Below are 13,414 nucleotides of genomic sequence, written 5' to 3'. Positions count from 1 at the left end.
GCAGCACAGACGAAGGAGTCGACATGAACACCCGCATCCCGCGCCGGCGTCGAGGGGCATCCCTCGCCCTGCTCGCCATCGCCGGCCTCGCCGGCGCTGCCCTCACCGGGTGCGCGCCCGGCAGCGCGGCACCGACCGCGCAGAACGACGTCGAGGTGAGCACCGAGCTCACGAGCGACCCCGTCGAGCTCACCATCGCCGACGAGACGGGCTTCCCGGTCACCGACAAGCTGACCGAGGAGTTCACCAAGCAGCACCCGAACGTCACCTTCACGATCAACCGCGACACGTTCCAGAACCTCACCGCGAACGCCCCCAAGCTGCTCGCCAGCTCCACCCCGCCCGACCTCATCCGCCTCCCCACCCTCGGCGACACCGTGCGCGACGGTCTCGTGGCCAACCTCGATCCGTACTTCGACGCCTACGGGTGGGACGCCTGGCCCGCCTCGCAGCTCGCCCCGCTGCGCATGAACGACGAGGGCGTCCGCGGGTCCGGCTCGCTGTACCAGCTGGGCCTGGGCTACAGCATCACCGGCATCTACATGAACACCACGCTCGCCGACCAGCTGGGCATCGACGCCCCGCCGCAGACGCTCGCCGAGCTCGAGGAAGACATGGCGAAGGCCAAGGCCGCCGGCATCCTGCCGATCATGGCCGGCGACAAGGACGGCGTGGTCAACTTCGTGGTCCAGGCCGCGATGAACCAGTACGTCGACAAGGACCAGTTCCTGTCATGGATGTTCAACGAGCCGGGTGCGCGCTACGACGAGTCCGGAAACGTGCAGGGTGCCGAGCTCGTGCGCACATGGGCGGATGCCGGGTACTTCCCGTCCGACATCAACGCGATCGACTACTTCACCTTCACCAGCCGCTTCTCGGCGGGCGAGGGCCTGTTCACCTTCAACGGCAACTGGGAGGCCGCGAACTACCAGAAGGCGCTCGGTTCGAACGTCGAGTTCTTCCTCGTCCCGCCGGCCGAGGCCGGGGCCGATCACGTGGCCATGGGCGCGGCGAACTCGTTCTCGGTCGCGGCCAAGTCGCCGCACATCAACGAGGTCGCGTACTTCCTGAACTGGGTGCACACCGACCCGACCGCTCGTCAGATCATCGTCGACGTCACGGGCGCATCTCCCGGCGGCGACCCGGCGCAGGAGCTGCCCACGGTCGAGGCCGGCTCGCTCATCGAGAACGCGCTGAAGATGTCGGCGCAGATCGGCGCCGAGAACGGCCAGGTCGACTTCATGGCCAACACCACCGCCGGCATCTACGCGGGCTCGATCATCCCCGAGTCGCAGCTGCTGGTGACCAGTCAGATCACCGGCCAGGAGTTCGTCGACCGCGTGCAGAAGTTCTACGAGAGCGAGGTCGGGGAGTAATGACCGACCGTGCGGTCGCCGTCGCGGCGGCCCCTCGACCAGACGCCGCCGACCCGGCGACGGCGACCGCACCCGTTCGCCGGGCCGCTGCACGCGCAGTGGCCCGGCGGGCGACCCTCGCCGGATGGCTGCTGCTCGTCCCCGCCCTCGGCTTCTACATCGGGTTCGTGATCTGGCCCCTGATCCAGGGCGTGCAGTACTCGTTCTACGACTGGAACGGCATCGGCGTGGCCCGCTGGGTGGGCGTCGAGAACTACCTCACGGTGTTCACCGACCCCGACCTGCTCGGGGCGATCCGCAACGCCTTCGTCCTCATCGCCTTCTTCACGTTCATCCCCGTCGGCCTCGGCCTCGTGCTGTCGACCCTGATCCGCGGCATCCGCTTCAAGGCGTTCGCGGCGGCGGCCCAGACGGTGCTGTTCCTGCCGCAGATCATCCCCCTCGCCGCCGCGGGCATCGCGTGGTCGTGGATGTACGCGCAGACCGGCGCGGTCAACCAGATCCTCGGCTGGGTCGGCCTCGGCTGGATCACCCGCCCGTGGCTCGCCGACTACGGCACGGCTCTGCCGGCCGTCGGCCTGATCGGGTCGTGGGTGCTCACGGGCCTGTGCACCGTGCTGCTGCTCACCGGCCTCGGCAAGATCGACGTGTCGCTCTACGAGGCGATCCGCCTCGACGGCGCCGGGTGGTGGCGCGAGTTCTTCACCATCACGCTGCCCGGCCTGCGGCAGGAGATCGCGGTGCTCGTCACCGTCACGGTCATCGCCGCGCTGTCGAGCTTCGACATCATCTACACCTCGACCCAGGGCGGCCCCGGCCGCGCGACCCTCGTGCCGGGCCTGTCGATCTTCCGCATCGGCTTCACCCAGAGCGACGTGGGCCTGGCCTCCGCCTTCGGCATCGTGCTCATGGTGCTGGTGCTGGTCGTGGTGCTCCCCATCCAACGCCTCTCGAGAGCGAGCGACTCGTGATCGCCAGCCGTACCGAGCGCCTGCTCGGCATCATCCTGCTCAGCGTCGCCGCGATCGTGACGCTCCTGCCCCTGATCAGCATGTTCTCGGCGGCGCTGCAGCCCGCCGACCGCAACCCCACCGGCCTCACCTGGCCGACCGATCCCCAGTGGGGCAACTTCGCCACCGCCTTCGAGACCGGTCACGTGTGGCAGCTCATGGGCTCGAGCCTCGTGATCGTGCTGGGCGTCGTGCCCCTGAGCCTGGTCGCCGCCACCCTCGCGGGCTTCGCGCTGGGCTCCCTGCAGGTGCGCTTCGGCCGCGGCATCCTGGTGTTCTTCGTGCTGGGGCTCACGATCCCCTTCGAGGCCCTCATCATCCCGCTGTACTACCAGGCGCAGTCGATGGGCACCGTGAACACCCCGTGGGCCGTGATCTTCCCCCTCATCGGCCTCTACATGCCCTTCGGCGTCTTCTGGATGCGCGCGCACTTCATCAACGTCCCCCGCGAGCTGTCCGAGGCCGCGCGGGTCGACGGGGCGTCGCTGTGGCGCGAGTTCCGCAGCATCCAGCTGCCGCTGGCCGCCCCTGCGCTGTCGGCCCTGGCGATCCTGCTGTTCATCTGGACGTGGAACCAGTTCCTTCTCCCGGTGGTGCTCATCGCCGACCCGCTCCAGCGCACTGTCGCGGGCGCGCTGACCTTCTTCCAGGGGCAGTACTCGCTCAGCATCCCGCTGCTGAACGCGGGGGCGCTCATCATCATCACGCCCGCGGTGCTGCTGTTCCTCGTGTTCCAGCGGCAGTTCATCCGCGCCCTCGTGCAGGGCGCCGTCAAGGGCTGACCGCGCCCTCTCGCCACCTTCGAAACGGATCTCATGACGTTCACGCTGCCCGACCACTGGGTCTGGGATTTCTGGCTCGCCCGCGACGGCGACACCCACCACATGATGTTCCTCCAGGCGCCGACGAGCCTGGGCGACCCCGACCTGCGTCACCGCAACGCGAGCGTGGGCTACGCCACGAGCGACGATCTGCGCTCGTGGACCGTGCACGGCACCGTGCTGGAGCCCTCGGGCGGCGACGCTCCGGATGCCACGGCCACCTGGACCGGCAGCATCGTCGGGGCGGATGCCGATTGGCGCATGTTCTACACCGGATCGCGGTTCCTGCGCGACGGCGAGATCACGAACGTCGAGACGGTGCTGGCCGCGACCTCGACCGACCTCGCGACCTGGACGAAGGATCCCGACGTCGTCGTGGCGGCCGATGCGCGCTGGTACGAGACGCTCGACGCGGGCACCTGGCACGAGGAGGCGTGGCGCGATCCGTGGGTCTTCGCCGATCCCGACGGCGACGGGTGGCACATGCTCGTCACGGCCCGCGCGCGGGACGGTCGCGAGCGCGACCGCGGGGTCATCGGTCACGCGTGGTCCCGCGACCTGCACCACTGGGAGGTCCGCCCGCCGCGCAGCACGCCGGGCGCCGGGTTCGCGCACCTCGAGGTTCCGCAGGTGGTGCAGATCGAGGGTCGGTGGGCCCTGGTCTTCTCGTGCGATGCCACGCATCTCGCGGGTGAGCGCGCGGGTCGGGGCGGAGGGATCTGGGCCGTCGCCCTCGACGACCCGCGGGGCCAGTACCCCGTGGAGCGGGCGACGCTGGTCGCCGACGAGCGCCTGTATAGCGGCCGCGTCGTCGCCGACGACGCCGACGGGCGGGCCGTGATGCTGGCCTTCGAGAACGTCACGACCGACGGAGCTTTCGTCGGCACCCTGTCCGACCCGCTCCCGTTGCGCTGGGACGGCGACCGCCTCGTCGTCGCGGAGGTCGTTCGATGACCGCGGTGCACGGCCTCGTCGCCCCGGGGTTCGAGGCGGTGGGCGACGCCTTCGCCGCCGCGTTCGAGGGGCTGCCCGAGATGGGCGGCGCCCTCGCCGTCCGCGTCGACGGCCGCTCCGTCGTTGACGTCTGGGGCGGCACCGCCGACAGCCGCGACGGCCGGCCCTGGGAGAGGGACACCCCCTCGGTGGTCTTCTCGTGCACGAAGGGGCTCATGTCGATCCTCGCGGCGCGCCTCGTCGAAGACGGACTGCTCGACCTGGATCGACCTCTCGCCGAGCTCTGGCCCGAGTTCGGGGTGCACGGCAAGGACCGGGTGAGCGTCGGAGACGCCCTCGCCCACCGGGCGGGCGTCTCGGCGCCGAGGGTCGACGTCACGCGCGAGCAGCTCCTCGATTTCGAGGTCATGACACGCATCTGCGCCGAGCAGGAACCGCTGTGGGGGCCCGGCGCCGGGTGGGCGTACCACGCTCTCACGCACGGATGGCTGTCGGGCGAGATCGTGCGCCGGGCCGGCGGCGTCGCACCGGGTGACGCGTTCGCGGCGATGGCCGAGGCCGTGGGCGGTGGAGCCTGGCTCGGGATGCCGACCGAGGTCGCGGCATCCGCGGCTCACCTGCGGGTGGGGCCGACGCTCGCCGCCCTCGTCGCGCGCCAGGCCGCGGAGCGTGCTCCCGGGGTCGTCGACTGGCTGGACCGGGCGATGACCCTCGGCGGGGTGCTGCCGGCCACGCTGGTCACCGACGACGACGGCTTCAACGCCGACGACGTGCGCGCGGCGGTCATCCCCGGCGCCGGAGCCGTCGCCACCGCACGGGCGGTCGCGGCGATGTGGTCGGCCACGGTCGCCGAGACCGACGGCATCCGTCTGCTCGACGACGACACCCTCGACCTCGTCACGCGCGAGCGGACGGCGGGCGCCCCGGTCTTCGCCGCCCCGGCCCCCTGGCCGCGCTGGGCGGCGGGGTTCCAGCTCGACTCGGAGGCACGCCGGTACCTCGGTCCCACGAGCTTCGGCCACGACGGCGCGGGCGGTCAGGTCGCCTTCGCCGATCGCGCGGCCCGGGTGGGCTTCGCGTTCGTGACGAACTGGATGGAGGCCGACGACCCCCGCGCCACCCGCATCGTCGACGCCCTCCGCTCCCTGGTCTGACCCCCCGCCCTCACGCGGGCGTGGCGACCCGTTCCCACACGCCGTCGCGCTGCTCGATCGCGCCGGCCGCGGCGAAGGCCTCCAGCCACCCGCCCATCGGCCACGATCCCCACCGCTCGTGAAAGGTGGCGCCGTTGCGCAGGATGTCGTCGAGGTGCTGCCACGGGGGAGAGGACACCGGATGCCACTGGTGGAAGGCATCCGCCCCGCCGACCCAGCGCATCTCGACGCCGGCGGCGCGCGCCGTCCACGCGAGATCGGTGTCCTCCGCGCCGTAGCCCTCGTAGCCCGCATGGAAGCCGCCGAGCGTGCTCCACGTCGCGGGGGTCACGGCGAACGACAGCGACCAGAACAGGTCGTACTCCGCGTTGGTGGCCGCCCGTGTCACGCCCGGGGCGAGAGCGGGCCGGGCGCGATGCGGGCGCACGAGGAAGGGCAGGTCCGCGGCCGTTTCGGGGCGTTGCACGCTCGAGAGGTACGTGACCGCTCCGCACAGGATCGCGGCGGGGTGAGCGAGGGCCGCGGCGCGATAGGACTCCAGCAACCCGGCCCCCGGTAGGCAGTCGACGTCGAGGAACACCAGCAGGTCCGCGCCGGCGGCGATGGCCGCGGCGGCGGCGCGATTGCGTCCCTCGCCCACGCGCATGCCGTGGGGCCCCGGCGGAACGTGCAACGTGAGGGTGCCGGCATCCGGGATGCCGTCGGGCGGCGTCGCGTCGAGCCACGCCTCCACGCGCACGAGGTCGGATGCGACCTCCGCGAGCACGCGACGCTGGCGCGCGAGGTGCTCCGCGCGCGCCCGCGATGCGACCGTGATCACCGCTGTCTTCACGACAGCACCGCCTCGACGGCGGCCGCCATGCGCTCGGCGCCTCCGGCCACCTGCCAGCGCGACCAGTCCGGTTCGTCGTCGGCGGCGGCTTCGACGAGGGCCGTGAGGGCGTCGGCCGAAACCGTCGTATCGGCCCGTCGTGCCAGGCCCCAGCGCTCGAGGGCCTCGGCGGTGTGGGCCTGCTCGTCGAACGGGCGCTCCTGCGCGACGACCACCGCGCGCGCCCGGGCGCTCGCGAGGTCGGCGACGCTGTTCTGTCCGGCGGCGCTGACCACCACCGTGCTGCGCGAGAGCAGCGGCCACGGGTCGTCCACGCGCGAGGCGGCGTCGTGACCGATGGCCGTGACGTCCCACCCGCGCTCGCGCAGGCGTGCGGTCGCCTCCTCCCGCACCGCGTCCTCGAGCACGCGACCGAGCACGAGCACAGACCTCTCCTCGCGCGGGCCGTCCGGGGCGCGTCCGTCGTAGCGCGAGATGCCGCCCGTCCACATCACCCGGTCGGCGTGCGCCGTCAGACCCGCGGTGGGCACGGCCCCGTGCGCCCAGGGCGCGACGATGCGGTCGGCGAGCCCGTAGGCGAGAGCGTGCGGGGCATCGGTGCGCGCGCCGGGTTGGGTCACCGCGATGGTGCGCAGCCCCAGCAGGCGCGCGAACGCGACCACCTCGGCGCTCACGTCGACGACGAAGGCATCGAGGTTCCGGTCGACGGATGCCGTGGCGATCGCCGCCAGCCGGGACCGGTGACCGGGGTGTCCGTGCGGAGCCCAGTGCAGGTGACCGCGCACGGTCGGGTCGGCGTCGCGCGGGTCGCGCCGGGAGCCGTCGGCGCTCTCGAACTCATCCGCGTCCGGAGGCAGCTCGATCCACTCCACCGCGGCGGGCAGCGTCGAGGGGCGCGGCATCGACGAGAACGCCACGACGGGCACTCGCACGTGAGGCTGCACCGCCAGGAAGCGAGCGACGTGGCCGTAGCCGTGGTGGTGGACGTACCAGCCGATCACCACGCCACCGCCGGTGCGCGCCGCACCGAGACCGGTTGGGCGGTGTGGGCGAGGACGCGCTCCACCTCGCGGTAGCGCTGGGCCAGCGAGTGCTGCCGCACGGCCGCGCGGCGGGTCCAGACACGGGTCAGCGGCTCGCGCGCTCCGTGCGCGGCCAGCTCCGCGGCGGCTTTCGCGAGGGCGACGATATCGCCCGGTACGACGGTCGCCGATCCCGGCATCCCGTTGAGCACCTCCGAGACACCGCCGATGTCGAACGCGGCGACGGGAGTGCCCGTGGCCAGCGCCTCGGCGATGACGAGCCCGAACGGCTCCTCCCACATCGGCGTCACCAGCGCGACGGCCGACGACCCCACGAGCCGGCACAGATCGGGCTGGCGCAGCGGGCCGACGTAGCGGGCGTGGACGCCGAGGCGCGGCACGATCTCCTGCTCGAAGTAGTCCACGTCGCCGATCCGGCCGGCCAGCACGATGTGCGCCCCCGCCTCGCGCGCCGCTTCGATCGCGAGATGCGGGGCCTTCTCGGGCACGACGCGCCCCGACCACACCCACGACGTGCCGCCCGACCCGCGCGTCCACTGGTCGGTGTCGATGCCGTTGGGGAAGACGAACGCGTCCACGCCCTCGATCGACCACGCGCGCGCCGTGGCCTGACTCACCGCGACGAAGCGGTGCGGGCTGTCGCGCACGTCCGCGGCCGCCTCGAGCATCGGCTCCAGGGGAGGGGTGTGCAGCGTCGTCACGACCGGGATGCCGGCCTCCCGGCTCCACCGGATGGGCGCCGGATGCAGGCTGTGGTTGTCGACCACGTCGTACAGGTGGCGGTCCGCGATCAAGCGCTCGAGGGCCGCGTCGTACGCGGCGTCGACGGCAGCGGCGTACCCCGCGGGGTACTCGGTGTCGGACGACTCCTCGGGGCGCGTCCACTCCGGGGTCGGCAGCCGGAACTCGGGCACGTCGCCGAGGAAGTCCGAACCGTCCGCGGCGCACAGCGTCACCTCGTGACCACGCTCCCGCAGCCACCGCACGCGATCCCAGACGCAGGCCTCCAGGCCGCCGGCGTGCGGCTGGCGCAGGGCGTAGCGCGAGGGGGCCACCACCAGCACCCGCAGGGTCGTCCCGGTCCGCATCACGCCGCCTCCTCCGTCGCCGTCGCGCGTCGGTAGAGCGCGAGATGCGCGGCGCACACGGCATCCCGTTCGGCGAGGCGGTCGGAGAGACGGCGTTCGACTTCAGCCGTCCGCCGTGGCGATCCGGGGGTCGACCACGCCGCGTCCGTGGCATCCACGATCGCCCGGGCGAGCGACACGGGTTCGCCGACGTCGAAGCTGTGGAAGTCGCCCGGGTGCTGGGCGGCGATGTGCCCCACGCGCGTGCCGATCACCGGTACGGCGAGGTCGTAGCAGAGCTCCGCCCATCCCGACTGGGTGCCGTGCCGGTAGGGCAGCAGGCACGCGTCGAGGTCGGCGAGCCACCGGGCCAGAGCGTCGTCGTCGAGGCGCTCCCCGCGCTCGACGGTGACGCCCTCGGCGTCGCGGGCGAGCAGATCGATGGATGCCGCAGCCTCCGCGTCGCGGACGTTCTCGTTCATCCGCACCACGGCCTCGACACGCGCCCCCTGGGCCCGCAGATCGGCCACGGCGCGAACGAGCGTCGCCGTCGTGCCCACCCCGTCGATGTTGGGGCGCAGATCGCGCAGGTGCACGCCGATGCGGGTCGCATCGTGGGCCACGCCGGAGGGGCGCTCCGCATCGCCGAGCAGCGTCGGGTGGGCGATCACGGTGGGATGGCGCCGGGCGAACGCGAAGACCTCGTCGGCGGCCGTGCCGGTGAGGGTGATGAGTTCGTCGGCCGCTTCCGCCAGAACCGTGAGCGAGGCGCGGTGCGCCTCCTGCGACAGCAGCTGCGGGTTCTCGAGGTCATGCACCGTGTAGACGAGGGGGCGGTTCAGCGCGCGCAGCGCGGCGACGGTCTCGGAGAGCTCCTCGGGCGTATACGACTCGATGCCGAAATGCACGTGGACCAGGTCGAAATCCGCGGCGTTGTCACGCAGCCACTCCGGAAGGAGGATCTGCGGCGGCCACCAGCGACCGGCGGGGGCTCCCGGCGGAGGCGGATCGGCGAGCAGGGTGACGTGCGTGGGATCCGCGACGGCGGTGACGTACGGATGTCCCGAGGGGACGGCGGCGACTCTAACCGGGGGGACGGTGCTGGTGACGATCTTCTCTTCCTCCTCGTGCAGGCGTGCGTGACGGTGCGTGTACCGCATCGCCAGGCACATCGCAATGCAACGGGGCGGTTGGGACGACGATGACACCGACGGATACGTTCACATCATGGGCGGCGAGACGACGCGGGTGCAGAGCCTTGCGGACCACGGCGAAGCGGTGATAGCGCGCCGCGCCCACTACGCCGCCTTCTACGGAGACGCTCCGCTGCCCGCCGGTTACGGCCTGATCGTCGGCAACTGCCAGGCCGAGTCGCTTCGCCTGGTCGTCTCCTCCGACGTCCTCCCTGCGGTGCGGATGCCGGCGGTGCACGAGCTGTCGGCCGACGATGCCGTGAGGGTGCACGAGCTGCTGCGGGGCGCGTCTTTCCTGGTCAGCCAGCCGGTCCGCGACGACTACCGGGGCCTTCCCCTCGGCACCGCGCAGCTCCGGGCGTCGCTGCCGCCGTCCGCCCGCGTCGTCACGGTTCCGGCGGTGCGCTTCGCGGGCCTGCACCCGTTCCAGGCGGTGCTGCGCCTACCCGAATTCCCCGAAGATCCGCCGCTGGTGGCGTACCACGACGTCCGGACGGTCGCCGAGGCGGCGCGCCTCGACGTCCCCGCCGCCCTCGGTCCGGCCGCGGTGCACGAGATCGCGGACGGCTCGCGCGCCGAACTGCGTCGCCGCGAGGCGCGCGGGCTCGACGTCACGGCATCCGATCTGTTCGATCCCGTCGTGGAAGACCTCGCGCGCACGGTCAACCACCCCGGCAACGCGCTGTTCCTTCCGCTCGGCGAGCGGATCGTCGCCGCCCTCGGCGTACCGGGCGGTGCCGTCGATCCGGGGCGTCCGATCCTCGCGTCGGTGCGGGCGCCGCTCGAGGAGTGGGTGGTCGATGCCTGGAACCTGGATGCCGCGCCCCGCCCCGACTGGATCGTCGCCGGAGAGATCCTCCCGGCCGAGACCGTGCGCGAAGCCCACCTCGCCTATTACCGCGAGCGTCCCGCGCTCCTGGCCGCGGTCGTCGACCGCATGGCGCCGCTGCTCGCCACCTGGGCGGCCGCCGCATGAGTCTCCCGAACGCGGATGCCGCACCCCCGGTGCTCCTCGTGCACCCCGGACCGCACGGGGTCGCGGTGTACGCCCGCGACATCGCCGCCGAGGTGGTCCGTCTGCACCCCGGGACCCGCATCGTCACCCCCGACGCACTCGCCGCGCTGGCCGCGGGAACACCGGTGCACGCCCACGTGACCGACCGCCTGTGGGGCGCCTCTCCCGAGGAGGCGACGCGCACCGTCGCGGCTCTGGCCTCCCGGCATCCGCTCACCGTCACTCTGCACGACGTGCCCCAGGTGTCCGACGGCGAACGCAACCGACCGCGTCGTCGTGCCTTCTACCGCGCGGTCACCGAGGCGGCACGCGCCGTCGCGGTCAACAGCGCGCACGAACGCGAGCTGCTCCGCGAGGAAGACGTCTGGGATGGGGCCGTCGCCGTCGTGCCGCTCCCGGTCGACGAGGAGCCCGCCCCCGCCCCCGCCTCTTCCGACGGCGCCATCGGCGTGCTCGGCTACTTCTACCCCGGCAAGGGGCACGACGAAGCGCTCGCCGCCGCTGTCGCCGCGGGGATTCCGCGACTCGCGGTGCTCGGCCGTGCCTCGGAGGGCCATGCCGCCGACCTCGAGTCCTTCGTCCGCCGAGCGGATGCCGCCGGCGTCGCCGTCGAGGTCACCGGCTGGCTCGACGGCGCCGACATGGCCGCGCGCGTGTCCCGCGTCGCGGTGCCCGTGATCGCGCACCGCCACGTGTCGGCGTCGGGTTCGCTGACCTCGTGGATCGGATGGGGCCGCCGCCCGGTGGCCGTGCGCAACCGTTACGTCGACGAGATGGCGAGCCTGCGCCCCGGCACCCTCACCGTCGTCGAGCCCGAGGCGCTCGCCGGGGCCATCGCGCACGCCCGCGCGGACGCGTCGTCGACGTGGCACGGTGTCGCCCCCTTGCCGTTCGGCCGCGCCGACGCCGCACGTGCCTACCTGCGGTGGTGGGGAGGGCGCGCGTCATGACCGCCGACATCCCGGAGGTCCCGGAGGACTGGAACGACCGGATGCCCTGGGTGCCGGGAAACCGGTGGGACCTGGTGTCGCACCGCGAGCCGGAGCCGCCGCGGGTCACCGTGATCGTCACTCACTATGCGCAGCCCCGGGAGCTGGCGCGTACGCTCGCCGCCCTCGCGCGTCAGGACCACCCGGCGGACCGTCTCGAGATCGTCGTCGCCGACGACGGTTCTCCCGAGCCGCCCGTGGTTCCCGACGGCGTCCGTCTCGTCCGTCAGGACGACCGCGGCTTCCGCGCGGCGGCGGCGCGCAACCTGGGGGCGTCGGTCGCCACCGGCGACGTGCTCTGCTTCCTCGACGCCGACACGACGCCTGAGCCCGAGTACGTGCGCACGCTCACCCGTCTGCCGGCACTGCTGCCCGAGGCGGTCACGGTCGGGCGCCGCCGCCACGCCGATCTCGCCGACGTGCCGGTCGATGCGCCGATCGCCCAGGCGGCACCGACGGTGGAGGTGACCGAGCCCGCCTGGTTGCGAGAGGCCTACGCCGACAGCGGCGACCTCCTCCGCGCCGACGACCGTTCCTACCGCTACGTCATCAGCGCGGTCCTCGCCTGCTCCCGCGCGTTCTTCGACGAGGTCGGCGGTTTCGACGAGGCGTTCTCCGCTTACGGGGGGGAGGACTGGGAATGGGCGCACCGCGCCTGGCAGGCCGGCGCGGTATTCGCCCACGTCCCGGATGCCGTGGCCTGGCACGACGGACCCGACTGGGCCGGTCGCGACGACCGCGATCGTGCGGCGGAGGGTAATCGCCAGAGCCTCCAGCTCGCGCACCTGATCCCCGTCGACGGATCCGCCGGCCGCGGTCTGCTCCCGCGCACGCCCGACCTCGAGGTGCGCGTTCCCGGCGGCCTGACCGCGCCGGCCGCTTTCGTCTGCGTCGACTCGTTCCTCGCGGCCTTCCCCCGGGCGACGGTGACGATGGATGCCATCCCGGCCGGCAGTGCGCTCGCGCACGACCCGCGCGTTCGGGAGGATCGGACCCCGCTCGACGCGCGCGTCACTCTGGAGCTCGATGTCCCGCTCGTCGTCGTGGACCGGGCGGATCTCGACACGGCGTTGGCGGTGCTGAGTGAAGGCGAGGTGGGCACCGTCGTGCTGACGACGACGGAGGGCGTGACCGTGGGACGGGCGCGCAGCAGACGCGCGCGTCGGCGCTCCGCACGATGGGGGAACGACCTCGGACTCGCCCGACGAACCGTTTCCGTGGCCGGCGTGCACGTCCTCCGGCAGCAGCCGCACGTGGAGGCCTGGGTCGGAGGCTGGGGGAGCCCCGCACGCTTCGTCTGACCGCGACCGGCGCATGCCCATGCCGACTGCGGACGGCGCGACACGCCCGGGCTGTCGTCTCGATTCGACGGGGGTGCGGTTCGGGCGTAACTTATTACTTGTTCGCCCCACAGGGGAGAGCGGAGCGGCCGAAAGGCCCCGCAGCCCCTCATGTAGCGAACCACCCCCAACACCTGGTCTTGAGAGTTTCGATTCTCTGGTCTACAGTTGGGGTTCTGCCGTTCGGCACACATCCTGAAACCAGTTTCTCGAAGCTGTTTCGTCGTGTCTGGAAGGCGTGAAGGTAGTGAACTGCCTCACGGGTAGGTCGAGATGACTGTTTCTGTGGGTGCGTCCGTTCCTTGAGAACTCAACAGCGTGCACTTGTCAAATGCCAATTTATTCCTCGTCGGTCTGACTTTTGTTGGATTGCGAGAAATTCCTTTGGATCAAAGACCAGCCCTTTTGGGGGTTGGCATATGGATACGTCAGTAATGATGTTTCTCTTTGGTCAGTTTCAAACTCGCTGCAGCATCGTTTTCCCGGTGTTGTGTGCATTTCTTTTTTACGGAGAGTTTGATCCTGGCTCAGGATGAACGCTGGCGGCGTGCTTAACACATGCAAGTCGAACGGTGAAGCCAAGCTTGCTTGGTGGATCAGTGGCGAACGGGTGAGTAACA

General features: G+C 71.8%; 12 protein-coding genes and 1 rRNA gene. 9 read left to right on the top strand and 4 right to left on the bottom strand.

The features are described 5' to 3' along the window. Positions 1–23 precede the first annotated feature (23 nt). From RWH44_RS04575 to RWH44_RS04555, 5 genes are read left to right on the top strand one after another with little or no spacing between them, the layout of a single operon-like run. A complete protein-coding gene (locus tag RWH44_RS04575) occupies positions 24–1,376 on the top strand; it encodes an ABC transporter substrate-binding protein (protein ID WP_316003641.1) in 1,353 nt (450 codons plus the stop codon). After that, positions 1,376–2,347 (top strand): carbohydrate ABC transporter permease, encoded by a 972-nt coding sequence (locus RWH44_RS04570; protein ID WP_316003640.1) that lies wholly within the window; start codon positions 1,376–1,378, stop codon positions 2,345–2,347. The genes RWH44_RS04575 and RWH44_RS04570 overlap by 1 nt, the downstream gene beginning before the upstream one ends. Then, on the top strand, positions 2,344–3,168 hold the full coding sequence (locus RWH44_RS04565) for a carbohydrate ABC transporter permease (protein ID WP_298875823.1): 825 nt from the start codon (positions 2,344–2,346) through the stop codon (positions 3,166–3,168). Before RWH44_RS04570 ends, RWH44_RS04565 begins: the two co-directional genes overlap by 4 nt. Before the next feature lie 33 nt (positions 3,169–3,201). After that, on the top strand, positions 3,202–4,161 hold the full coding sequence (locus tag RWH44_RS04560; protein ID WP_316003639.1) for a glycoside hydrolase family 68 protein: 960 nt from the start codon (positions 3,202–3,204) through the stop codon (positions 4,159–4,161). Beyond that, positions 4,158–5,315: a serine hydrolase domain-containing protein gene (locus tag RWH44_RS04555; RefSeq protein ID WP_316003638.1), complete on the top strand. Its 1,158-nt coding sequence runs from the start codon at positions 4,158–4,160 to the stop codon at positions 5,313–5,315. The genes RWH44_RS04560 and RWH44_RS04555 overlap by 4 nt, the downstream gene beginning before the upstream one ends. A gap of 10 nt (positions 5,316–5,325) precedes the next feature. Here the strand turns inward: RWH44_RS04555 and RWH44_RS04550 are convergent, their stop codons facing one another. From RWH44_RS04550 to RWH44_RS04535, 4 genes are read right to left on the bottom strand one after another with little or no spacing between them, the layout of a single operon-like run. Continuing rightward, positions 5,326–6,135, bottom strand: a complete 810-nt coding sequence (locus tag RWH44_RS04550; RefSeq protein ID WP_316003637.1) for a glycosyltransferase family 2 protein — start codon at positions 6,133–6,135, stop codon at positions 5,326–5,328. Between the two features lie 8 nt (positions 6,136–6,143). Then, the gene (locus RWH44_RS04545) at positions 6,144–7,151 is read right to left on the bottom strand and encodes a hypothetical protein (protein WP_316003636.1); all 1,008 of its coding nucleotides are present in this window, start codon (positions 7,149–7,151) and stop codon (positions 6,144–6,146) included. Continuing rightward, positions 7,145–8,278 carry a glycosyltransferase gene (locus RWH44_RS04540; protein WP_298877085.1) on the bottom strand — a complete coding sequence of 378 codons (1,134 nt, stop codon included), beginning with the start codon at positions 8,276–8,278 and terminating at the stop codon, positions 7,145–7,147. The genes RWH44_RS04545 and RWH44_RS04540 overlap by 7 nt, the downstream gene beginning before the upstream one ends. Continuing rightward, positions 8,278–9,417, bottom strand: coding sequence for a glycosyltransferase (locus tag RWH44_RS04535; protein ID WP_316003635.1), 1,140 nt, complete (start codon positions 9,415–9,417; stop codon positions 8,278–8,280). The genes RWH44_RS04540 and RWH44_RS04535 overlap by 1 nt, the downstream gene beginning before the upstream one ends. A 67-nt stretch (positions 9,418–9,484) precedes the next feature. On the opposite strand from RWH44_RS04535, the gene RWH44_RS04530 reads away from it, so the two are divergent. From RWH44_RS04530 to RWH44_RS04515, 4 genes are all read left to right on the top strand, one after another. Beyond that, positions 9,485–10,426 (top strand): WcbI family polysaccharide biosynthesis putative acetyltransferase, encoded by a 942-nt coding sequence (locus tag RWH44_RS04530; RefSeq protein ID WP_316003634.1) that lies wholly within the window; start codon positions 9,485–9,487, stop codon positions 10,424–10,426. Then, a complete protein-coding gene (locus RWH44_RS04525; RefSeq protein ID WP_316003633.1) occupies positions 10,423–11,415 on the top strand; it encodes a glycosyltransferase family protein in 993 nt (330 codons plus the stop codon). The genes RWH44_RS04530 and RWH44_RS04525 overlap by 4 nt, the downstream gene beginning before the upstream one ends. Next, the gene (locus RWH44_RS04520) at positions 11,412–12,755 is read left to right on the top strand and encodes a glycosyltransferase (RefSeq protein ID WP_316003632.1); all 1,344 of its coding nucleotides are present in this window, start codon (positions 11,412–11,414) and stop codon (positions 12,753–12,755) included. Before RWH44_RS04525 ends, RWH44_RS04520 begins: the two co-directional genes overlap by 4 nt. Before the next feature lie 543 nt (positions 12,756–13,298). Then, positions 13,299–13,414 (top strand): 16S ribosomal RNA (locus tag RWH44_RS04515); the annotation flags it as partial.

It is taken from the genome of Microbacterium phycohabitans, assembly GCF_032464935.1.
GTDB classification, from domain to species: domain Bacteria; phylum Actinomycetota; class Actinomycetes; order Actinomycetales; family Microbacteriaceae; genus Microbacterium; species Microbacterium phycohabitans.
The sequence above is the reverse complement of the archived record's forward strand: the minus strand, read 5'-3'. Positions and strand labels throughout refer to the sequence as shown.

Excerpts from the sequence above, each read along its gene's own strand:
- RWH44_RS04575 (WP_316003641.1), top strand. The coding sequence starts at position 24 with ATGAACACCCGCATCCCGCGCCGGCGTCGAGGGGCATCCCTCGCCCTG.
- RWH44_RS04570 (WP_316003640.1), top strand. The coding sequence starts at position 1,376 with ATGACCGACCGTGCGGTCGCCGTCGCGGCGGCCCCTCGACCAGACGCC.
- RWH44_RS04560 (WP_316003639.1), top strand. The coding sequence starts at position 3,202 with ATGACGTTCACGCTGCCCGACCACTGGGTCTGGGATTTCTGGCTCGCC.
- RWH44_RS04555 (WP_316003638.1), top strand. The coding sequence starts at position 4,158 with ATGACCGCGGTGCACGGCCTCGTCGCCCCGGGGTTCGAGGCGGTGGGC.
- RWH44_RS04540 (WP_298877085.1), bottom strand. The coding sequence starts at position 8,278 with ATGCGGACCGGGACGACCCTGCGGGTGCTGGTGGTGGCCCCCTCGCGC.
- RWH44_RS04535 (WP_316003635.1), bottom strand. The coding sequence starts at position 9,417 with ATGCGGTACACGCACCGTCACGCACGCCTGCACGAGGAGGAAGAGAAG.
- RWH44_RS04530 (WP_316003634.1), top strand. The coding sequence starts at position 9,485 with ATGGGCGGCGAGACGACGCGGGTGCAGAGCCTTGCGGACCACGGCGAA.
- RWH44_RS04525 (WP_316003633.1), top strand. The coding sequence starts at position 10,423 with ATGAGTCTCCCGAACGCGGATGCCGCACCCCCGGTGCTCCTCGTGCAC.
- RWH44_RS04520 (WP_316003632.1), top strand. The coding sequence starts at position 11,412 with ATGACCGCCGACATCCCGGAGGTCCCGGAGGACTGGAACGACCGGATG.